The organism is Sporosarcina sp. NCCP-2716 (assembly GCF_023707985.1).
Lineage (GTDB): Bacteria > Bacillota > Bacilli > Bacillales_A > Planococcaceae > Sporosarcina.
Genome location: NZ_BRCF01000006.1, coordinates 104,164 through 125,267, shown reverse-complemented (window position 1 = coordinate 125,267; position 21,104 = coordinate 104,164). Strand labels below are relative to the sequence as shown.

Sequence of the window (21,104 nt, the reverse complement as noted above, 5' to 3'; positions counted from 1 at the left end):
GCAGAGTATGCGCTGGATGGCTTTTGTTCAGCTGTTTTTCGGTTTTTCGTCAGACAGCAGGTTCTGGTTCATGATCTTATTCTTTCCGATGTTATCGGAATTATCATAAGAAACGCTGCTGTTTTTCGTTGTCTGGCTGCTCGCTTCTTTTTTCTCGGCAGACATGTTGGAATCGGACGATTTGTTCTTGTCCGAGCTGTTTGACGGGCTGCCCGTTTTGCTGCTGTTGGAGTTGTTGTTTTGTTTGCTGCTGTTGTTGTTATTGCTGTTGTTGCTGCTGTTATTGCTGTTGTTGCTGCTGTTGTTTTTGTTATTGTTGCTGCTGTTACTGTTGTTGTTGTTGTTGTTGTTGCTGTTGTTGTTGTTGTTGTTGTTGTTGTTGTTGTTGTTGCTGTTATTGTTGCTGTTGTTGCTATTGCTGCCGCCGCTGTTCTGGCTGTTTTTGTTGTCTTTATTGTCTTTGTCGTCTTTTCCGCCGACGATCGGTTCTTCCCCTTCAGACGATGCCGTGCCGTCATCCATCGGTGCCTGTGCTTTGGAAGACAGCGACTTGACCTTCTGGGTGATCGTGTCGGTCTGATCCTGCACGGACTTCTTCAGGTCGCCTGATTTCTCTTTCGCTACGGACGACAGCTGGGTTGCTTTGTCCTTCGCTGTGCTCGACAGATCGACTGCTTTGTCCTTTGCAGCGGATGTCAGGTCGGCCGCTTTGTCCTTCGCCGTGGAGCCGAGTTCGATACTCTTATTCTTCAGCTGGACTGCCTGGCCTGACAGGTCATCGCGCATTTCCTTGCCCGTTTTAGGCGCAAGGAACAATGCAGCTGCTGCTCCGATGACACCTCCGACGAGCGCTCCCATCAGGAAGCTGCCTGTGCTGGAGCTTTCTTCTTCATAGAAGCGGTCCGTGTCGGACGGGAAGTAATTGTAGTTCATCGGCAGCTGGGACGGTTCCCCGTATGTGTTCTGGTAGCTGCCTGATGAATAGTCCTGGTTGTTTGTCTTGTTTGAATACGGTTTCGATTGGTTGTAGTTGTCGCTCATTTGCGTTCCTCCTCTGGGTAAGTTGCCTGTTTAGTCTGATGCAGATGCTGAACTGCTGCTCTCTGTCGTGACGAAGGACCCGATTTGATCGGTGCCGGACCTTCTATGTACAACAGATCGATTGTTTCACTCCTCTCAGTCCGCTTTGTATGTGTACATTTACCCTGCCTGTCTCCAAGCTAAACTCCGGCCTCCTTCTCCTCTTCGACAAAAATGGGGATTTCCCTTCCTGTCCGCCTGATACACGCAAAACAGCCTGATCATTATGATCAGACTGTCTTTTTTGCTGCGCTGTGCTGCTGGTAGGCAGTTAAATACTTCTGGACATCCCCGGCTCCCATGAAGAGGAAGACCGCACCATCGTGTCCGTCGAGTGCGTCGATAGCTTCGATTGTCAGGTGGCATGCCCCCGGGATTTTAGCGGCCAGGTCATCCACCGTCAGATTCCCTGTTTTTTCACGGGCTGAACCGAAAATATCACAAAGATAGACGAGGTCCGCTTCCTTCAGGCTTTCTGCGAATTCATCGAGAAGCGCTGCTGTCCGCGTGAATGTATGCGGCTGGAAGACGGCGATGACTTCGCGATCCGGGTATTTCTGGCGCGCAGATTCCAATGTTGCACGGATTTCTGTCGGGTGATGCGCATAGTCGTCGATCAGAACTGCTCCGTCCGTCTCGATTTCCGTGAAGCGTCTCTTGACGCCTGTAAAGGTCTTCAGCCGTTCTGCAACCACTTCCGGATCGAGCCCTTCATACTGGCAGAGGGCGATCACGGCCAATGCATTTTTCACGGCATGGTCACCCGGCATAGGGATCATGAACGAATGGTAGAACTCGTTCCGGACGAACACATCGAATTTCGTGCCGGCAGCCGTCTTTTCAATGTTGGCTGCGCTGAAATCGTTGCTCTTCGCGAGACCGTACAGCACAACCGGCACATTCGCCTGAATGGCCTGGCAGTTCACATCGTCGCCGCACGCAATGATCGCTTTCTTGACATTCGACGCCATTTCACCGAACGCGTCCAGGACATCTTCCATGTCTTCGAAATAGTCCGGATGGTCGTAATCGATGTTCGTGATTATGGCGTAATCCGGTTCATACGCAAGGAAATGACGCTTGTATTCACACGATTCGAAGACGAAGAACGGACTGTCCTTCACTCCCTTTCCCGTGCCGTCGCCGATCAGATACGAGATCGGTTCGAAACCGGACAGGACGTGGGCGAGGAGCCCCGTCGTCGACGTTTTGCCATGCGTACCTGTCACTGCGATCGACGTCGACTTCTTCATATAGTCTGCCAGGAAATCGTGGTAGCGGATCACGGTTGCGCCGATTTCCTTCGCCCGGACGATTTCCGGGTGTGAATCGGGAAAAGCGTTGCCCGCGATGACTGTCATTTCCTTCGTAATATTGTCTGCGCTGAAAGGCAGCACGTTAATGGAACGCGCGTGAAGCGGATCTTCCGTGAAGAAGTGTTTTTCCACGTCGGAACCTTGGACTTCGTTGGACGCGTCATGCAAAATTTGAGCAAGGGAGCTCATTCCTGAGCCTTTGATCCCTGTGAAATGATATTTAGTCATTGTGCAACCTCCTGGGAGCAGCTTGTTCCCTAAAATCGTTCTTTTCAATATATCAGTCATGCCTTCTATCTTATGCGTCAGGCACCGGATTCAGAAATGCATCCAGGTCCGCTTGGGTCACATAGACATCCCGCGGACGGCTTCCCCGCTGTTCGGAGATGAACCCGTGTGTCTCCATGCGGTCCATCAGTTTCGCAGCACGGTTGTAGCCGATGCTGAAATGCCGCTGCAGGAGCGACGTCGATGCACTTCCCTGTTCGATGATGAACGTGCAGGCCTGGACGAACAGCGGATCGGTTTCTTCTTCCTCGACCACCGCCGCCAGCAAATCCTCCTGCCCGAACAAGTACTCAGGGGACGCTTCGTTTTTGACATGCTCGATGATCTGCTCGATTTCATCATCCGTGACGAACGTGCCCTGCAGCCGGACTGCGGACGATTGTCCGTTGCCGATATAGAGCATGTCGCCCCGTCCGAGCAGCCTTTCCGCGCCTGCACCGTCGATGATGGTGCGGGAATCGACTTGTGACGATACGGCGAACGCAATCCGGGTCGGGATGTTCGCTTTGATGATTCCGGTGATGACGTCCACACTCGGCCGCTGTGTCGCAATGATCAGATGGATTCCGCAGGCCCTGGCTTTCTGGGCGATCCGGCTAATCGAAACTTCCACGTCAGCCGGCGCGACCATCATAAGATCCGCCAGTTCGTCGATCACGATGAGCAAATAAGGCATTTTCAGCGAGAATTTGCGGCTCTCTTCCGCCATTTGGTTATAACGTTCGATGTTGCGCGCGCCGGCATGGGCGAACAGTTCATAACGGCGTTCCATCTCGTCCACCGCCCATTTCAGCGCGGCCGTCGCTGCTTTGACATCCGTGATGACCGGGCTGATCAGGTGAGGGACTCCGTTGAACGGAGCCAGTTCCACCATCTTCGGATCGATCAGCAACAGTTTCACTTCAGCGGGCGACGCTTTGTACAGCAGGCTCACGAGAATGGAGTTGATGCATACCGATTTACCGGAACCTGTGGCGCCGGCAATCATCCCGTGCGGCATCTTCCGCAGATCGAGCGTGACAGGCTCCCCTGTCAGGCTGAGTCCGAGGACCGCTTCAAGAGGAGAGTCCGATTCAGTGAACTGTTCCGTCCCGATCACCTCAGAGATACGCACCGGGCGCGTCGTCCGGTTCGGGATCTCGATACCGATCGAACTTGTTCCGGGAATCGGTGCCTGGATGCGGATATCTTCAGCGGCAAGCGCCAGTTTCAAGTCATCCGTCAAGTTGCGCACTTTGCTCACTTTCGTGCCGAAGCCGACCGTCAGTTCGAAACGGGTGACTGTCGGGCCCTGCACCGCTTCCAATATATCCGCCCGCACCGAAAAATGGGATAATGCTTCCACTAATTTCTCCGACTGGGAAGCGAGCCATTCCGTATCTTCCTGCTGGGTTTCAGGCGGCAGCAAGTCATCCATGGACGGGTACACGTAGTGAAGAAGCGGTTCTTCTTCGGTATGCACCGGCTCTGGACTGTCTTCTCCGATATGCGCTTCAGCTGCGTCGTTAGTTGCCGGTTCACGTTCTTCGGCAACCGCAACTGCGATGGCAGATGCCGGCTGTTCCTTTTCTGGAGATACAGCGATTTCCGGCGCAGCCATGCGCCTTGCAGCTGCTCTCGCCGGTTCGGACATGTGCGTCGCGACAGCAGGAGGCTGTACCGGTTCCTTTTTCACAATCGGCGGCGGCATGCTGTTCATCCCCCGCAGTTTCTCTTTGTCGGATTTGAGCATCAGCACATTGAACGGCACGATCTTTTCCTGCCGCTCCGCTGTTTCATCGGTATGCTCTCCGGCAGATTCAGCAGGCAGAATCAGTTCGGCTCCGGGCTCTGTGTCATCCGTGATCTCATCTGCAGTTTCAAATCCATGTTCCATTGCGGATAACGGTTCCGCCGCTGCTGCGGTTTCATCTGAAACGATAATTACAGGTTCAGGTTCCGCTTGTAGTTCCGTCTCCTGACCGGGTTCGGGAACAGATTCGGACTCATGATCAGGTTTCGCTTCGGAAACAAAGCTTTTACCAAATTCCGGATAGGATTCACCAACAAGTCCAGGTTCATGCATGGAAACGAGCTCAGGACCAGCTTTCAATTCTTCCGGCGAATCCCCGTTCCCATGCTCCTCTTCCACCCATTCTGCAGTCTGGATCGTGTCCAGCAGCGCTTCATCTGTACGATGCTGCTGTTCTGTCACCTGTGCATGAACAGGCTGAACAGGAAGTCCGGATTTCCCGGCTTCCGGTTTGTCTGTATGGGAAGCAATCACGTGCTCTTCCGGAGCTGATGTTTCTGTGTCTGGGGCTTTCTTTACAGGCTGTCGGACGTCCGACATCGGGATTTCGTGTTCCACCATCTTCTGCCTGACGCGCGGTGCCGGCAGTTTTGGCTTGGAGAAGCCGTAGACCGGCGACGGCACTTCCGTCGGCTTGAATGGTGTATGTATTCGTTTGTCGCTTGGCTTCTGCGGTGGCTTGGACTCTGTCCTGTTTACCGGTGCAGCCGGCGTACGGCGGGCTGGCGGCTGGACTTCCGGAGTTTCCTTGTATTTTTGTCTGCTGCCGGCACGGTGGATCTCACCGATCGGCTGTTCAGCAGGCCATCGTTTGTTTTCACGGAGGGGGGTTGCTCGTTCAAAGGATGCCTCTTCCGAAATCAGTGGCAATCGATGGTCCGTCGCCCTCTCCTGTTCCGTCTCTTCTTCCCATCCGTAGATTTCTGCATCCGTGATCATCGGGAAGCGGAAAGCAGGCCGCTGCGGCGTTTCGTTTTCGTCAGTATGATTTTCAATTTGCGGGCTGTTCGAGGACTCGTCGGTCGTTTGGTCCGGCTGCGAGTTGAACAAGCGCCCCATTGTTTTTTTCAACCAGCTCACTCTATCACTCTTTTCAATTCAATCATCCTATTTTAGCAGGAAATCACTGATAAAATCAAATGGACATCTGTTTTCGGCACAAACTGGTGACATATGACATGCACAACGGACCGGCGGACACAGCTCCACTGGCTGGATCAGGAAATCCGCGGTCAAAAAAGACTGCCCGAAACAATCACGGTCCGTGACTTTTCGGGCAGTCTTACAGATGGATCAGTGGGTGAACGCGGTTCCCGTCACGGCATCTGCCGGCAGTACGAGTATCCCTTTTTCAGCAGGTGCATCCGGCAGATCGAGCTCACGTGCGGAACAGATCATCCCTGACGACGGGACACCGCGGAGTTCCGCGTCACGGATCACCATTCCGGACGGCATGACAGCCCCGACTTTCGCAACGACCACTTTCTGGTCTTCATCGACATTCGGTGCACCGCAGACGATCTGCAGCGTGTCACCGCCGATATCCACCGTGCAAATGTTCAATTTGTCGGCATTCGGGTGCTTCTCTTTCGTCAGGACATGGCCGACGACGAATTTCGGGCTGAAGTCGACATCCAGTTCGACTGCTGCATCGTTCTCCGCCAGCGCCTCCTGGATTTTGCTGACGAGCTTCGGCGTCAGTTCAACAGGTCCATCTTCCAGCGCACCGATATAGTGTGCTGCGCGGAACAGGTTGAAAGCAATTACTTCCCCGTTCTCCGCATTCTTGATCAGGGTTGCGTCCCCTTTCGTTTCAATCGCTGTCCGCTCCGGACGCTCTGTCGTCAGCTGCGCCATCAGCACATCACCGACGCCATGTTGGTTCATGAATACATTCATTTCTTGTTCTCTCCCTTTCTTGCCGGCCGGTTTTTCGCCATAATGAAAATCGGTTCCAGTTCCCCTTCATTATAGAGGAAAGACAGTGACGTGATCGGCACACTGCCGACCGTGAAGAAATGCATCGTCATCTGCGCCAATACATCATACCCCGTATCGTTCCGGATGTCTCCGATGATCAGGACATCCTGGTGAGGGACAGACACGGTCATATGGCCTTCCACCCGTTCCGCCATCTCCTTCAGGAACGCAGCGTTGAGGATACGGCTTGCATCGTAGCCGTCATTGCAGTTGAGGAAATAATAACGGTTGTCCGCCACGTCATCCTCTTTCACCGATGTCGGCAGTTTACGCACGTTGAACAGCGCCGCTTCCGCGATTTCCTGAGCTGTTTTTCCAAGGTCCGGAAGCATGCTCTCATCGATCAGCCGATATGTCGTGCCCTGATCGAGCGCGTAATAGACAGCCGTCTCCGCGGTATGCTTATTCACGAGGAATGGGCTCCCCGCCTTGGATTCCCTCGGGAAGGAGGTCGACCGGATCACCGGATAAATGACCGCTTCCCTGTCGAAGCCCTCCTGCTCTTCGGATTGCATCGCACGGAACGTCTCGCGGATCGTGTAGACAACTTCATCGATTGCAGCTTCCTGTTTCTGTTCGTACTTCGCAATGATTTCAGGGAGTGAGATATCCATCCCCTGTTTCAATCCGGCATGTTCAAGACGCACCTTGTCCGCCTTCCTGTCGAATTTCCAGTCGAACTCGAGCGGAGCCAGACGCTTTTTCAGTTCTTCCACCAATTGTTCAGATTTCAACTTGTCCACTCCTCTGCCTTATCCGTGTCATGGCTGGATCTCAAGGGAACGGGCGATTTCCATCATCTGTTCTGCAGCCGGTTCAATATCGTGCCTGCCGACAATCGCAGTGACTTGCGCGGGTCCAGAGCCGGCCACGATTTCCGCGAGCTCATCACTCTGCTTGCGGATAATGATGAAACCGAATGACCCGGAATCGCTGAACGTTTCCTGTGCCAGGATTTCCGGCGCCGCGTCCGTCCTCAGCAAGTTATAGTACGCCTTGGAATCTTTTTTGGCGTTCGGATCATACTGGGCAGTCACCGTGCGCTTGCCTTTCGTCAGGACGATCGTATGGTCGTTCTGACGGACATCCGCTTTCCAGCCGGCCGGTTTGTAGAATCCGACGTCTTGCGTCTTTTCCGTCGGCTGTTTCCGGTTCATCTCGAAGGCATCCCTTGCGTTGTGGACAGCTGCGGCCGCCTCGTCTTCCGCTGTTTGCCCGCAAGCTGCAAGAAGCAGCACCGACAGTCCCGCCACGATGAAGAATTTGTTTTTGCTGATCACATTTCTTCCTCCATTTCCATGCAGTACGTTTAGTTTAGCTGTCTGATTCCGTCTCTGCAACCATCTGCTCCGAGGCAATCGCCAGTGAACACAAAAAAAGCAGTCAGCGGCAGGGACTGCCTGCCGGATGACTGCTTTTCGGCCTGCCGGTATACAACCGGTCAGACGTTCTGCTTGATCGTCTCAAGTGTTGTTCTGTCGCATGTCGTGACGAGCTTGACGAGAAGCTCCTTCGCAGCTGCATAGTCGTCCGTATGGATGATCGAGGATGACGTATGGATGTAGCGCGAGCAGATTCCGATGACAGCACTCGGCACGCCTTCGTTCGCAATGTGGACTTTCCCTGCATCCGTCCCGCCCTGCGAGATGAAATACTGATAAGGGATTTTGTTCGTCTCGGCTGTATCGAGGATGAACTCCCGCAGACCGCGGTGGGTGATCATCGTGCGGTCGAGGATGCGGAGCAGCGTCCCTTTGCCGAGTTGGCCGAATTCCTTCTTGCTGCCGGACATATCGTTCGCAGGACTGGCATCGAGTGCGAAGAACAGATCCGGATCGATCATGTTCGCTGCAACCTGCGCGCCGCGAAGGCCGACTTCCTCCATGACGTTGGCGCCTGAGTAGAGCCGGTTCGGCAGTTCGGTGCCGTGCACTTCTTTCAGCAGTTCGAGTGCCAGACCGCAGCCGTAACGATTATCCCACGCTTTCGCCATGATCTTCTTTTCATTGGCCATCGGCGTGAACGGGCAGACCGGCACGGCTGCCTGACCCGGGCGGATACCGATCCGTTTCGCATCCGCTTCGTCGTCCGCACCGATATCGATGAGCATGTTCTTCACGTCCATCGGTTTCGCGCGCTGCTCGTCTGTCAGCAGATGCGGCGGGATGGATCCGATGACGCCGGGCACGACTCCGTTATCCGTCATGATCTCCACGCGCTGCGCCAGCATGACCTGGTTCCACCAGCCGCCGAGCGTCTGGAAGCGCAGCATGCCGTTGTCCGTGATGCCGGTGATCATGAAGCCGACTTCGTCCATGTGGCCGGCGACCATGATTTTCGGGCTGTCTTCCGGCCCTTTGCGGACACCGAAGATGCCTCCCAGATTGTCCTGGATGACTTCGTCCGAATATTTCTCAAGTTCCGAGCGCATATAGCGGCGTACTGCCGATTCGTTCCCGGGAGCTCCGGGGAGTTCCGTCAGTGTCTTGAACATGTTCAGTGTTTCGGTATTCATCTAAAACCCACTCCCACTATTAGTGATGTACTCTCTGTATTGTAAAACAATTCAGTCGCGAATGCCACCCGTATAATTAGGGACCCGAACTAGTTTCGGCGGGGCGGGGCGGCAGGGTGTCGTCCTAGTGACCTGGAATCGTTTCGCAGGTCTCCATCGGGCACTAAGGGCACGCCCTAGTGACCGGATTCCCACGAAAATGCCTTCTCAGGTCACTAAGGACACCCCTTTGTGACCGAAATTTCCTGTGCCCACTTTCATCGGGCAATAGAGACGTCCCCTAGTGACCGAAAATCCCCCAACGCGCGTCAACCGGGCAATAGCCCCCTCCTCTCCCCCCTGCGTCTCGCTTATACAAAACGGGGATGGTATGATACACTTATCAAAATGACTAACAAGGGGTGCTGTCAGTATGAAATTCAAAGAATTTGCAGCCGGTGTGCTCACTGGAGCTGCTGCGGGATTAGTAGTGAAAGAAGCGATCGAGCGTTCGAACTCAACTGTCCCGGCTGAACAAGTATTGAAGACGGTCAAGGATGCCTTTAAAAAAGAGGGACCGATCGACGGCTCCTGGATTGTCATGAAAACCGAACCGTTCACTAACAATGTCATTTCGATGAACGTCTACCGCGGCGGCATTTCGCGCATCCGCAACGGTATCCTGGAACAGTATGAGTTTGCGGCCGACGCCAAAACCGGCACTGTCGTGGAACTCGTCAAAAACTGAAAATCACCGTGCGATCAAAAAGACCGCCCCGCTGCCTCCATGTAAAGGAGGAACGGGGCGGTCCTTTCATCTTCGAAAAATCCGCGTTATTCAGGCTTCGTACGTTTCAGCCCGTCCGCCACTTTCCTGCCGGTCTCGTCGAAACGGACGACGCGGTAGACGGCGTCATGGTAGAAGAAGAAGCGGTGGCCTTTCTCTTTCGCTTCCTTCATAAGACGTTCCTTCGCAAAAATCGAATCCATCGGGTAATCATCGAACGCCAGCACCCAGAGCGGATTGCTGTGTGCGTGTGTCGGCATGATGTCCGCCATGTGGATCATCGTTTCGCCGTCCTGCTCGAGGCGAATGATGCTGTGGCCGTCACTGTGGCCGCCGGTATGCTCCATCGTGATACCCGGCAGCGGGGAGACTTCCTTATCGAACGTCTTCACCTGGTCCTGGACCGCTTCCCAGTTTTCTTTGAAATAGGTATTGCGGGAGCGGATATTCGGCTCCCGCATTTCGTCCCATTCAATTTGGGAGACGTAGATTTCCGCGTTCGGGAATACGGAAACGAGCTTGCCGTCCTGCCATTCCGTCAGGCCGGCTGCGTGGTCGTTGTGGAGGTGCGTCATGAGGACCATGTCGATATCGGCCGGCGCAAGCCCGATTTCCGCCAGGCTTTCGGCGACTCGTGTCTCCGCCCGGATGCCGAGATTGCGCATCTTCTTCTCATCGAGTTTCCCTTTGCCGATCCCCGCGTCGACAAGGAGATTTTTGCCTTTGTACCGGATCAGGATCGGATCGGTCCGCAGTTCGATCAGGTTGTCTTCGACAGGTGCATATTTTTTCGACCACATCGCTTTAGGGACGACACCGAACATCGTACCTCCGTCGAGATAGTTGACGCCGCCGTCCAGCCATGTGAGTTCCATGCTGCCAAACGTGTATGTATCCATCCAAACATCCCCTTTTGCTGTAATCAGGACTTGCTCTTGAACTTCGCCTCCAGGCGGTAGATCGGCTGTCCTTTTGCCGAGAACTTTTCTTCGTATTCAGTCATGACATTATCTTCGGGCATTTCTGCGTGCAGATCGAGTGAGACGTCCAGCAGTTCCATCCCATATTGCGATATGGACACGAGCGAGTATTCGAACAATCCCCGGTTATCCGTCTTGAAGTGGATTTCCCCATCAGCGACAAGCACCTGTTTGTAAAGATCCAGGAAGCTCTTGTACGTCAGCCGGCGCTTCGCGTGCTTCGTCTTCGGCCATGGATCCGAAAAGTTCAGATAGACGCGGGACACTTCACCTGTTTCAAAAATGTCAGCGAGTTCCTTGCCGTTTGCGCGCAGCAGACGGAGATTGGGAGGAACGCCTGCATCCACCGTCTTCTCGACAGCGGACACGATGATGCTGTCGAAATGCTCGATACCGATATAGTTCACTTCGGGATTGGCGAGCGCCATTCCGACGACGAACTGCCCTTTGCCTGTCCCGACTTCCACGTGGATCGGGTTCGGATTGTTGAAAATGACAGACCACTTGCCTTTTTTCGTCTGCGGTTCCTTTACGACGATGCCGGCGTTCTCTTCTAAATAATCTTTTGCCCACGGTTTATGGCGTAATCTCATCTTTCATACACTCTCTTCTTCTGATTTTGTACGGCTGATCACTCGTCTGTTCCGCCGTTTTCCTCGGGATTGAACAGACGGCTAGCCGCGGTCGTCTGACATACATTGAATATCGTCTGAGCCGCCTTGAACTGCTTCGACTTCATCGGCACGCTCAGTTTCTTCATCTTATCGAACCATTTCGGGTAGTCCCGGCGATCCACCTGCTGCATGTCGGCCGCTCCATTCGGAAAGTCCAGATAGCTGTCTTTCGTCAGCAGCACTTTACGGATCGGGAAATCGATTCCATCGGCAGCGAACAGGCTCGAAACGATTTTTGCCATCCGGTTGAGCGAGATGGTCGGGTTCAGTATTTTGGATTCCCGGTCGCCGATCTTTTCGACCCAGAACCGGTCGCCGCTCCCTGCGAACACCGATCCGTCCCTACCGTTCAGGACTGTGATGCACAGGCATTCAACCGGTGTCAGGATGAGCAGTTCCAGTTCGACAGGTGCTTTCTTGAGCTTCAGGACAGGGTAGTAGAACACGAGGAAACTGTCAGGCAGGCTGCCGAGCAGTTCCCGCAGCAGCTTGTCCCTCATATATTTCCCGTCTACATTGGACCACTCTGTAAGCGTGGAGCTGGCCCACTTCAGCTGGAAGTGGAACAGCTGATCGATGTACAGTTTGCGCAGCTGCTGGACGGAGCGCGGCTGCGTGGTGAAGTTCGGCGTGAACTGCAGCTTCTCTTCCGCTGCAGCTGCCTCCAGATCAGCAGCTGCAGCGATTGTATCTGGTTCCGCTTCCGCTTTCCGGAAAGGGAGAAAGCGGGACAACGTGAAGAACCGATTCCCCCGTTCCGGACTTTCAGCAGCAGCAGCAGCGGTTTCCGCCTGCCCGTCCTCTGCCTCATCGTGCTGCCATCCTGCCAGATCGACGCCGTGGTCCCACTGCCGTTTCATGCGTTCCCACTGAGACCGTTTCAGGCGGATGAACTGCGTCGTATAACGCGACAGGTCCTGTTCATAACGCGAGACGTAATCGAGCATTTTGACAAGCTGTGCCATTATCGATTCACCTGCGCTTTCTCATTTCAGTTCGTTTCCTGCATGGCCTGCTGGATCGTCTTCTCGAACACCCGCTGGAGTCTGCTCGTCACCGGGCCTGGTGTACCGTCACCGACCGTCTCCCCATCGATTGAGATGATCGGTGTGATTTCCGAAGTGGTCGATGTGAGGAACACTTCATCCATCCCGCGCAGTTCTTCGAGTGTGTACGGCTCTTCCATGACGCCAATGCTTTCTGCAGCACAGCATTTGAGCACGACGCGGCGCGTGATTCCATTCAATATGAGATTCGTCGCCGGATGGGTGTACAGAATGCCGTCTTTTACTCCGAAAATGTTGGAGGATGACCCTTCCGTAACAATGCCGTCACGAACGAAGACAGCTTCACCGCATCCTGCTTCCACGGCTTCCTGCTTGGCCATGACGTTCGCCAGCAGATTGAGGCTCTTGATGTCGCAGCGCAGCCAGCGGATATCGTCCGCCGTCCTCACCGCGACTCCCATTTCAAGCTTGCCGAGCGGCTGCGGGTTATCGATGGCATATGCCGTGATCATCGGCAGCACTTCATCTCCCGGGAAATTGTGGATGCGCGGTGCGACGCCGCGTGTTGCCTGAAGGTAGACATGCCCTTCCGAGATCCCGTTCGCCCGGACGAGTTCTTCAGCGATGCCGATGAATTCCTCCACCGTGTAAGGCAGCGGCATGCGGATTTTCTGTGCGCTCGACAGGAACCGGCCGAAGTGTTCCTCTGCCGTATACAGCTTGCCGCCGTAAACTTTGATGACTTCATACACGCCGTCCCCGAAATAATATCCCCGGTCGTCAATGGAAATGCTCAGTTTGTCCTTCTCTGTATACTCACCGTTCTTGAAATACAGTGTCATCTTCAATCTCCTCTCAAACACCCGTTTTGACGGATGCCTTTTCTGCAGTATATGCGTCTGGCGGCGGTTTCGCGAACTCACCTTTTGCACTCTATCCTTTCTATTTTCCCACGTTCCCGCTAGAAAATAAAGAACAAACCCTTTCGGCTGCCGTGTTTTTAAACATAGGCAGTTTCCCCTTACTTTTCCTCGTAAATACGTTATACTAGTATTGTCAGAACAAATAATCTGGCAAAACAAATGCTGGAGAGGAAGTGCGGAGCCAAGGCGATTTCAAACGAGCTAACGTAACATTTCCACGTCACAAGCCCAACTTATTTGGAAATTGATGATGAAGGAGTGGTTCACCGTTGAATCCTGCTACAGACCGTATGCTGACTCGTATCAAAGATGTCTATTTGTACATCTATGGTAATGGAACAGTCACAACTGAGAATGTAGTCGAAGAATTTAGCATCACGGCGCGCACTGCACAACGGGACCTGAACGTCCTCGAGTACAACGAACTCATCACGAGTCCGGTCCGCGGCCAATGGACAACGACAGCAAGAAAAGTGAAATTGCCTTCCTGACGCAACCCCTCGGGTATATGAGCCCAGAAAAAAGGACTGAATCGCCTTAGCGCCATTCAGTCCTTTTTTCTCGGGTCCAACCCAGTGACTTCCTCTTCCGTCAGCTCCCGGAACGCACCCGGTGCCAGTCCGGCATCGAGCCGCAGCGTCCCCATCGATATCCGCTTCAGGAATACGACGTTCTTCCCGACCGCCTCGAACATCCTCTTCACCTGATGAAATTTCCCTTCCGTGATCGTGAGCTCGATTTCAGACTGATCCCCCGCTGCCAGTATGCGCAGGATACCGGGCTTCGTTTCGAACCCATCATCCAATATGACACCTTCAGCAAATGCCGACACATCCGATTCGGTCACTTCCTGATCGATGACTGCATAATACGTTTTCGGCACATCCTTTTTAGGAGACAGCAGCTCATGTGCGAGCTTGCCGTCGTTCGTCAGCACGAGCAGCCCTTCCGTATCTTTGTCAAGACGGCCGACCGGGAAGGGCTCGAACCGCTGTTCTTCCTCCGTCAGCAAGTCGATGACCGTACGTTCCCGGCTGTCTTCCGTCGCGGAAATGACGCCTTGCGGCTTGTTCATCATCAGATAGATGAATTCCTGATGGATGACCGGCTCGCCGAGCAGGGTTACCTCATCCGCAGCAGGGTCGATATGCGCGCCCGGATCTTTTTCCAACGTGCCGTTCACTTTGACAGTCCCTTTGCGGATGAGCTGTTTGACTTCTTTGCGGGTGCCGAACCCGTTGTTGCCGAGTAATTTGTCGAGTCTCATTTACGATCTTCCTATCTTCAATTTGTTGGTGATCCGCGTAATCCGGTCACCGAGCAGTTTCTGTGCAAGGCCGCTGCGGAGCGACAGGAAGCCGTAGACGACAGCTCCGACACCGCTGCAGATGAGGACGTAGAGAAGCGCCTGCAGTTTGCCCGCCGGTACGTGGATCGCATACAATCCATTACGGACAAGAAGGACAGCCGCCAGCATGACCGCATTGAACACGAGAATCAGGATAATGCGGCGCACGACGATCTGCGAATGGTAGTTCAGTTCTTTCCGGATGACGAGCAGGTTGACGCCGACTGCGACGGAATAACCGATGATCGTCGCGGCGATCGCCCCGTTCACTTCGAAAAGTTTGATGAGCGGGATGTTCAGGACGAGTTTGAACAGCAGTCCGAGCAGCGACGTGAAGACGATCCATTTGTGGCGGTCGATCCCCTGCATGATCGCAGCGGTCACCGTGTACATGCCGAACAGGATGGCAGCCGGTGCGTAGCTGCGTAGGACAGCCGCCCCGACACTGTTCCGGTCATACAGGAGCTGGTACGTATCCGCAGACAGCGCCATGAGTCCTACGACCATCGGTATCGTCACAAACAGCATGATCTGGTACGTCTGATCGAGCGACCGGGTGATCCCCCGCTGATCCCCTTTTGAATAATAGTTGGTGATGACCGGGATGATCGCCATCGAGAAGCCCGTAGCGACCATGACAGGGATCATGACAATCTTATGTGTCAGGAAATTGAGCATCGTCAAGTACGTATCGGTCACTTTTGCAAGCCCGATCGATGCCATCGTCCCGTTGAACGTGATCATATCGACAAACTGATAAAGCGGATTGATCACTCCGACGAGGACGAACGGCAGGATGTACGTGATGATTTCCTTGTAGATCGTTGAAACGGGCAGTTCTCCGGCGGGCGGGCTGTTCTCAAGAAGATGGTTCATCTCCGGTTTGTATTTGCGCCAGTACAGTGCAAGAACGCCGAGACTGGCGATCGCACCGACGAATGCTGCGAATACGGCGAACTTGACCGCTGTTTTCGGTGAGCCGCCGAAGATGTTGACGACGACGAACGAGCCGATGAGCACAACCGCAATCCGGACGATCTGTTCGATCAGCTGAGATACGGATGTCGGTTCGAATTTCTGGTACCCCTGCAGGAAGCCGCGGACGACACTCATGATCGGCACGGCCAGCAGTGCATAGCTTACCCAGCGGATGACAGATGCAATGTCTTCGATTGTGAAAACCTGCTCATCGTCTTTAATGACCATATGGGCAAGCGGTTCTGCCATGAAATACAGCGCGAGAAATGACAGGACACCAGTCAGCGCCATGATGCCCATGCTCGATTTCAGCAGTTTCCGGCCGGTCGCGTAATCGCCGAGCGCATTGTATTTGGAGACGAATTTCGAGATGGCGAGCGGTGCGCCGGATATCGCGATGGACAGCGCAATGTTGTACGGTATGTAGGCATATTGGTAGAGGGCGATGTTCTTGTCCCCGACGATGCTGTAGAACGGTATGACGTAGATCAGTCCGAGCGCTTTGGACAGGAACAGTCCGATCGTGAGGATGGCCGTGCCTTTCAGAAGATTGGATCCCATGTGTTTTTTCCTTCCATTCGTTAAGCTATTATACAGTGTACTCCAGAGGGGACGTTTTTCACAATGTTTTCTGCCCGTTGTGTTGTATACTGGAGAAAAAGTGAAAGTGTGATCAGATATGTATGATGTAATTATTATTGGCGGCGGACCGTCCGGACTGATGGCGTCCATCGCGGCAGCGGAATCGGGAAATCGTGTGCTTCTTCTCGACAAAGGGAAGAAACTCGGCAATAAGCTGGCCATTTCTGGCGGCGGCCGGTGCAACGTGACGAACCGGCTTGCCGTGGAAGAGATCGTCAAGCACATCCCCGGCAACGGACGATTCCTGTATGGCCCGTTCTCGGTCTTCAACAACGAAGACATCATCGCATTCTTCGAAGGACTCGGCGTGCCATTGAAAGAGGAAGACCACGGCCGGATGTTCCCCGTGTCCAACAAAGCGAAAGACGTCGTCAATGCGCTGCTCACTGAAATGGAGCGTCTCGGTGTCGACATCAGGACGGAAACGAAAGTGAAAAAGTTGCTGATGGATGAAACGTCGATTCTCGGCGTGCGCCTCATGGACGGCGAAGAGATCCGTTCGAAATCTGTCGTGGTCGCAGTCGGCGGGAAAGCCGTGCCCCATACAGGCAGCACCGGAGACGGCTATCCGTGGGCGGAACAGGCGGGCCATACCGTGACGGAACTGTATCCGACAGAAGTGCCGCTGCTGTCGAGTGAGCCGTTCATCCGCTCAAAGGAACTTCAGGGGCTTGCACTGCGCGATGCAGCAGTATCCGTGCTGAATGCGAAAGGCAAGACGCTCGTGACCCACCGGATGGACATGCTGTTCACTCATTTTGGATTGAGCGGTCCGGCGATTCTCCGCTGCAGCCAGTACGTCGTCAAGGAACGGATGAAAAACGGCAGTCAGCCCGTCACCGTCAAGATCGACGTGCTGCCGGAAGTCAATGAAGAGCAGGTGTTCCAGCAGCTGACGGCCGCTCTGAAAGACGATCCGAAGAAAGCGCTGAAAAACGCCCTGAAAGGTATTGCACCCGAGCGCTGGTTGCTATTCCTTTTCGAACAGCTGGAGATGGATTCGAACGAACCAGCGAACACATTCGCTGTGGAGAAAGTCCGCAAACTCGCGTCCCAGCTGAAAGCGTTCCAGATGACCGTCAATGGCACTCAGCCGATTGAAAAAGCGTTTGTTACAGGCGGCGGTGTTTCCGTCAAGGAAATCGAGCCGAAAACGATGGCGTCGCGCAAGAAGGAAGGCTTGTACTTCTGCGGAGAAATCCTCGACATTCACGGCTATACAGGCGGGTATAATATTACATCTGCCCTTGTAACCGGCCGACTCGCCGGCAAGAATGCAAGCCTTCATGCAACTGAGCAGCCTTGAAAATAGAAATTTGCTCGTCAGTCTCGTCTAGGAGACTGACGGGTTTTTTCGTTGAATCCAAAAGAAAGAACCGGCGGAATGCTCCACCAGTCCTTCAGATTTGCGATCAGTCGACCGCTACAATATTGACCAGACGCCCAGGAATTGCAATGACTTTCTTCAATTCCTTGCCATCCGTCCATTTGCGGACTTCTTCATTGGCCAATGCTTCTTTTTCAAGCTCTTCCTTCGTGATGTCTTTGGCGACCATGATCTTCGCACGCACTTTGCCGTTGATCTGCACAGCGATTTCCACTGTGTCATCGACAAGTTTGTCTTCATCGTATTCCGGCCACTGAACGTACGTGATCGAGCCGTTATGACCGAGTTTCGACCAAAGCTCTTCCGCGAAGTGCGGAGCGATCGGCGACAGCAGCAGGACGAATCCTTCTGCATACGCAGTCGGCACGCGATCCGCTTTGTAGCATTCATTGATGAAGACCATGAGCTGCGAAATCGCCGTGTTGTTGTGCATATGCTCGAAGTCATCCGTCACTTTCTTGACGGTCTGGTTGTACACTTTCTCAAGCGCACCGCCAGCTTCCCCGCCGATCTTACTGCCGAGCGTGCCGTCTTCGTTGACGAAAAGGCGCCAGATCCGGTCAAGGAACTTGCGGGCGCCGTCCAAGCCGTTCGTCGACCATTCTTTCGACGCATCAAGCGGCCCCATGAACATTTCGTAGACGCGCAGCGTATCAGCACCGTGCGAGTGTACAATGTCGTCCGGGTTGATGACGTTGCCGAGAGACTTCGACATTTTCACATTGCCTTCGCCGAGAATCATCCCTTGGTTGAACAGTTTCTGGAACGGTTCTTTTGTCTGAACAACACCGATATCATACAGCACTTTGTGCCAGAAACGTGCGTACAGCAAGTGGAGGACGGCGTGTTCCGCACCTCCGACGTAGATGTCGACCGGCAGCCAGCGTTCCGCAAGTTTCGGGTCGATGAGCGTCTCGCTGTTGTTCGGATCGATGTAGCGCAAGTAGTACCAGCAGCTGCCCGCCCATTGCGGCATCGTGTTCGTCTCCCGGCGCCCTTTCATGCCGGTTTCAGGATCCGTGACGTTGACCCACTCGTCGATGTTCGCAAGCGGTGATTCACCGGTGCCGCTCGGACGGATATTCGTCGTTTTCGGCAGTTCAAGCGGCAGTTCGGACTCGTCGACCGGTGTCATCGTGCCGTCTTCCCAGTGGATGATCGGAATCGGCTCGCCCCAGTAGCGCTGGCGGGAGAACAGCCAGTCACGGAGACGGTATGTCACTTTCTTCTCGCCCTTGCCGGCACTCTCTAGCCACTCGATCGATTTCGTGATCGCTTCGTCTTTTTCAAGGCCATCCAGGAAACCGGAATTCACATGTTTCCCGTCGCCCGTGTAGGCTTCTTCATCGACATTGCCGCCTGCCACCACTTCGCGGATCGGCAGATTGAATTCTTTAGCGAATTCATAATCCCGTTCGTCATGCGCCGGAACCGCCATGATGGCACCCGTGCCGTACGAAACGAGAACGTAATCCGCAATCCAGATCGGCATCTTTTCGCCGCTCGCCGGATTCACGGCGTAGGAACCGGTGAACACACCCGTCTTCTCTTTCGCGAGATCCGTCCGTTCCAGGTCGCTCTTCAGCTTCACTTTGTCCAGATACGCAGCGACTGCTTCTTGCTGATCAGCTGTCGTGATTTTTTCGACAAGCTTGTGCTCAGGCGCAAGCACTGCGTATGTCGCACCGAAGATCGTGTCTGGACGCGTCGTGAACACATCGAATGACTGATCGCTTCCGTCTAAGCTGAACGTCAATTGCGCCCCTTCAGAACGGCCGATCCAGTTACGCTGCATATCCTTCAGGCTGTCCGGCCAGTCGAGATCGTCGAGGTCCTCGAGCAGACGGTCCGCATATTCCGTGATGCGGAGCACCCATTGGCGCATCGGCCGGCGCTCCACTGGGTGTCCGCCGCGTTCCGATTTCCCGTCGATGACTTCCTCGTTCGCAAGGACCGTACCGAGCGCGGGACACCAGTTGACTGCGACTTCGTCGATGTATGCAAGTCCGCGTTTATACAATTGGATGAAGATCCACTGGGTCCACTTGTAATACTGGGGATCCGTCGTGTTGATCTCCCGGCTCCAGTCGTAGGAGAAGCCGAGCTCGTTCATCTGCCGCTTGAACGTCGCGATATTTTTCGCTGTGAACTCAGCCGGGTCGTTCCCGGTGTCAAGCGCATATTGCTCCGCCGGCAGACCGAACGCATCCCACCCCATCGGATGGAGTACATTATACCCTTGTTTTCGTTTGAACTGGCTCAGGATATCCGTCGCGATGTAGCCGAGCGGATGGCCGACGTGAAGTCCGGCACCTGACGGATACGGAAACATGTCAAGTGCATAGAATTTCGGTTTTGACGGATCATCCGTCATCTTGTATGTTTCGTTTTCGTTCCAATACTGCTGCCATTTCTTTTCGATTTCCTGATGGTTATAGCTCATAATCCAATTCCTCCCATTTAAAACTAAAAAACTCCCGTCCCCACTTATAATAGGGACGAGAGTGAAGACAGGTTCCCGCGGTACCACCCAAATTGACGGCATGTGCCGCCCAACTTGACTCCTTAACGCGGATTATACGGCACAATTCGTTCGGTTGTGCAGACTCGGAAGTGAGTTCAGCGGTTCTTCCTGCTGACTCGCACTGCCCGTCAGCTCTCTGAAAAGAAGATGTGCGCCTACTGTTCTCCGTCAGCGTCTTTCATATTGACACTCATTTTACTGGAATGAAGGCCGCTTGACAAGCTGTACTTGAGCAAGCGCTCACTCTCTCACATCGATCGTCAAGTCCGCATCCGTCGCATCCAGTATATCCTGCACAGTATACCCTTCGAACACTTCTTTCAATACAAGTCCTTGAGGCGTCACTTCAATGAGCCCGCGCTCGGTGATGATCTTATCGACCACCCCTTTGCCGGTGAGCGGCAGATCGCATGTTTTCTTGATCTTCGGCTCCCCTTTTTTCGAAACGTGGTCCATGATGACGATGATCTTCTTCGCGCCGTGCACAAGGTCCATTGCGCCGCCCATACCTTTGATCACTTTGCCGGGGATCATCCAGTTGGCGAGATCCCCTTTCTCGGAAACTTCCATACCGCCGAGTATCGCCACGTCGATGTGGCCGCCGCGGATCATCGCGAAAGATTCGGCACTGTTGAAATAAGCAGCGCCCGTGCTTGCGGTGACCGTCTCTTTACCAGCGTTGATCAGATCAGGGTCGACTTCGTCTTCAGTCGGATAAGGTCCGATGCCGAGCAGACCGTTTTCCGATTGGAGGACGACCGTCTTCTCCGGTGAAATGTAGTTCGCGACTAGTGTCGGCATGCCGATTCCGAGATTCACATAGTCGCCGTCCGCGATTTCCTTCTCTGCCCGCCGTGCGATCAGTTCACGTGAGTTTGCTGTTGCCATGCTGTACCGTCCCCTT

Annotated in this window: 18 protein-coding genes and 1 other annotated feature; of the genes, 3 read left to right on the top strand and 15 right to left on the bottom strand. The window is 54.0% G+C overall.

Annotated features, from left to right (window positions below; translation table 11 throughout):
- Positions 1-27: 27 nt before the first annotated feature.
- From NFU03_RS10270 to NFU03_RS10240, 7 genes are all read right to left on the bottom strand, one after another.
- Positions 28-1,041: a YtxH domain-containing protein gene (locus tag NFU03_RS10270; protein ID WP_251638413.1), complete on the bottom strand. Its 1,014-nt coding sequence runs from the start codon at positions 1,039-1,041 to the stop codon at positions 28-30.
- 269 nt (positions 1,042-1,310) lie between these two features.
- Entirely contained in the window at positions 1,311-2,624 is a 1,314-nt protein-coding gene (gene murC, locus NFU03_RS10265; protein WP_251638411.1) for a UDP-N-acetylmuramate--L-alanine ligase, read from the bottom strand.
- Positions 2,625-2,694: 70 nt separating this feature from the next.
- Positions 2,695-5,556 carry a DNA translocase FtsK gene (locus NFU03_RS10260; protein ID WP_251638409.1) on the bottom strand — a complete coding sequence of 954 codons (2,862 nt, stop codon included), beginning with the start codon at positions 5,554-5,556 and terminating at the stop codon, positions 2,695-2,697.
- Between the two features lie 213 nt (positions 5,557-5,769).
- Entirely contained in the window at positions 5,770-6,375 is a 606-nt protein-coding gene (ytpR, locus tag NFU03_RS10255) for a YtpR family tRNA-binding protein (RefSeq protein WP_251638407.1), read from the bottom strand.
- Positions 6,372-7,190: a DUF1444 domain-containing protein gene (locus tag NFU03_RS10250; protein ID WP_251638405.1), complete on the bottom strand. Its 819-nt coding sequence runs from the start codon at positions 7,188-7,190 to the stop codon at positions 6,372-6,374. Before NFU03_RS10250 ends, ytpR begins: the two co-directional genes overlap by 4 nt.
- A 27-nt stretch (positions 7,191-7,217) precedes the next feature.
- Positions 7,218-7,736, bottom strand: coding sequence for a hypothetical protein (locus tag NFU03_RS10245; protein ID WP_251638404.1), 519 nt, complete (start codon positions 7,734-7,736; stop codon positions 7,218-7,220).
- Positions 7,737-7,897: 161 nt separating this feature from the next.
- On the bottom strand, positions 7,898-8,971 hold the full coding sequence (locus tag NFU03_RS10240; protein WP_251638402.1) for a M42 family metallopeptidase: 1,074 nt from the start codon (positions 8,969-8,971) through the stop codon (positions 7,898-7,900).
- 412 nt (positions 8,972-9,383) lie between these two features.
- Between NFU03_RS10240 and NFU03_RS10235 the strand changes: the two genes are divergently transcribed.
- Positions 9,384-9,698, top strand: a complete 315-nt coding sequence (locus tag NFU03_RS10235; protein ID WP_251638401.1) for a PepSY domain-containing protein — start codon at positions 9,384-9,386, stop codon at positions 9,696-9,698.
- A gap of 86 nt (positions 9,699-9,784) precedes the next feature.
- Here NFU03_RS10235 and NFU03_RS10230 read toward each other — a convergent pair whose 3' ends face one another.
- Genes NFU03_RS10230 through dat form a run of 4 tightly spaced genes read right to left on the bottom strand, consistent with a single transcriptional unit; the run spans position 9,785 to position 13,240 of the window.
- Complete coding sequence (locus NFU03_RS10230) at positions 9,785-10,636, bottom strand: YtnP family quorum-quenching lactonase (RefSeq protein ID WP_251638400.1); 852 nt, start codon at positions 10,634-10,636, stop codon at positions 9,785-9,787.
- Between the two features lie 23 nt (positions 10,637-10,659).
- The gene (gene trmB / locus NFU03_RS10225) at positions 10,660-11,310 is read right to left on the bottom strand and encodes a tRNA (guanosine(46)-N7)-methyltransferase TrmB (RefSeq protein ID WP_251638399.1); all 651 of its coding nucleotides are present in this window, start codon (positions 11,308-11,310) and stop codon (positions 10,660-10,662) included.
- 38 nt (positions 11,311-11,348) lie between these two features.
- On the bottom strand, positions 11,349-12,356 hold the full coding sequence (locus tag NFU03_RS10220) for a nuclease-related domain-containing protein (RefSeq protein ID WP_251638398.1): 1,008 nt from the start codon (positions 12,354-12,356) through the stop codon (positions 11,349-11,351).
- Positions 12,357-12,382: 26 nt separating this feature from the next.
- Positions 12,383-13,240 carry a D-amino-acid transaminase gene (gene dat, locus NFU03_RS10215; protein ID WP_251638397.1) on the bottom strand — a complete coding sequence of 286 codons (858 nt, stop codon included), beginning with the start codon at positions 13,238-13,240 and terminating at the stop codon, positions 12,383-12,385.
- 350 nt (positions 13,241-13,590) lie between these two features.
- Here dat and NFU03_RS10210 point away from each other — a divergent pair, with 350 nt between their 5' ends.
- Entirely contained in the window at positions 13,591-13,812 is a 222-nt protein-coding gene (locus NFU03_RS10210; protein ID WP_251638396.1) for a DeoR family transcriptional regulator, read from the top strand.
- 56 nt (positions 13,813-13,868) lie between these two features.
- On the opposite strand, the gene NFU03_RS10205 is transcribed toward NFU03_RS10210, so the two are convergent.
- Both NFU03_RS10205 and NFU03_RS10200 read right to left on the bottom strand, forming a co-directional pair.
- Positions 13,869-14,588 (bottom strand): pseudouridine synthase, encoded by a 720-nt coding sequence (locus tag NFU03_RS10205; RefSeq protein WP_251638395.1) that lies wholly within the window; start codon positions 14,586-14,588, stop codon positions 13,869-13,871.
- Positions 14,589-16,208, bottom strand: coding sequence for a putative polysaccharide biosynthesis protein (locus NFU03_RS10200; protein ID WP_251638394.1), 1,620 nt, complete (start codon positions 16,206-16,208; stop codon positions 14,589-14,591). It abuts the gene before it with no gap.
- Positions 16,209-16,326: 118 nt separating this feature from the next.
- On the opposite strand from NFU03_RS10200, the gene NFU03_RS10195 reads away from it, so the two are divergent.
- Positions 16,327-17,595 carry a BaiN/RdsA family NAD(P)/FAD-dependent oxidoreductase gene (locus tag NFU03_RS10195; RefSeq protein WP_251638393.1) on the top strand — a complete coding sequence of 423 codons (1,269 nt, stop codon included), beginning with the start codon at positions 16,327-16,329 and terminating at the stop codon, positions 17,593-17,595.
- A gap of 106 nt (positions 17,596-17,701) precedes the next feature.
- Here the strand turns inward: NFU03_RS10195 and leuS are convergent, their stop codons facing one another.
- Together leuS and NFU03_RS10185 are read right to left on the bottom strand one after the other, a co-directional pair.
- Positions 17,702-20,119, bottom strand: coding sequence for a leucine--tRNA ligase (gene leuS, locus NFU03_RS10190; RefSeq protein WP_251638392.1), 2,418 nt, complete (start codon positions 20,117-20,119; stop codon positions 17,702-17,704).
- A gap of 48 nt (positions 20,120-20,167) precedes the next feature.
- Positions 20,168-20,381 (bottom strand) — a binding site (T-box leader).
- A 59-nt stretch (positions 20,382-20,440) separates the two neighbouring features.
- A complete protein-coding gene (locus NFU03_RS10185; RefSeq protein ID WP_251638391.1) occupies positions 20,441-21,088 on the bottom strand; it encodes a 3-oxoacid CoA-transferase subunit B in 648 nt (215 codons plus the stop codon).
- Between the last annotated feature and the right edge of the window lie 16 nt (positions 21,089-21,104).

What these genes read in the sequence shown, in the direction of transcription:
- NFU03_RS10270 (WP_251638413.1), bottom strand. Translation starts at nt 1,041, where the DNA reads ATGAGCGACAACTACAACCAATCGAAACCGTATTCAAACAAGACAAAC.
- murC (WP_251638411.1), bottom strand. Translation starts at nt 2,624, where the DNA reads ATGACTAAATATCATTTCACAGGGATCAAAGGCTCAGGAATGAGCTCC.
- ytpR (WP_251638407.1), bottom strand. Translation starts at nt 6,375, where the DNA reads ATGAATGTATTCATGAACCAACATGGCGTCGGTGATGTGCTGATGGCG.
- NFU03_RS10240 (WP_251638402.1), bottom strand. Translation starts at nt 8,971, where the DNA reads ATGAATACCGAAACACTGAACATGTTCAAGACACTGACGGAACTCCCC.
- NFU03_RS10235 (WP_251638401.1), top strand. Translation starts at nt 9,384, where the DNA reads ATGAAATTCAAAGAATTTGCAGCCGGTGTGCTCACTGGAGCTGCTGCG.
- NFU03_RS10230 (WP_251638400.1), bottom strand. Translation starts at nt 10,636, where the DNA reads ATGGATACATACACGTTTGGCAGCATGGAACTCACATGGCTGGACGGC.
- trmB (WP_251638399.1), bottom strand. Translation starts at nt 11,310, where the DNA reads ATGAGATTACGCCATAAACCGTGGGCAAAAGATTATTTAGAAGAGAAC.
- NFU03_RS10220 (WP_251638398.1), bottom strand. Translation starts at nt 12,356, where the DNA reads ATGGCACAGCTTGTCAAAATGCTCGATTACGTCTCGCGTTATGAACAG.
- dat (WP_251638397.1), bottom strand. Translation starts at nt 13,240, where the DNA reads ATGACACTGTATTTCAAGAACGGTGAGTATACAGAGAAGGACAAACTG.
- NFU03_RS10205 (WP_251638395.1), bottom strand. Translation starts at nt 14,588, where the DNA reads ATGAGACTCGACAAATTACTCGGCAACAACGGGTTCGGCACCCGCAAA.
- NFU03_RS10200 (WP_251638394.1), bottom strand. Translation starts at nt 16,208, where the DNA reads ATGGGATCCAATCTTCTGAAAGGCACGGCCATCCTCACGATCGGACTG.
- NFU03_RS10195 (WP_251638393.1), top strand. Translation starts at nt 16,327, where the DNA reads ATGTATGATGTAATTATTATTGGCGGCGGACCGTCCGGACTGATGGCG.
- leuS (WP_251638392.1), bottom strand. Translation starts at nt 20,119, where the DNA reads ATGAGCTATAACCATCAGGAAATCGAAAAGAAATGGCAGCAGTATTGG.
- NFU03_RS10185 (WP_251638391.1), bottom strand. Translation starts at nt 21,088, where the DNA reads ATGGCAACAGCAAACTCACGTGAACTGATCGCACGGCGGGCAGAGAAG.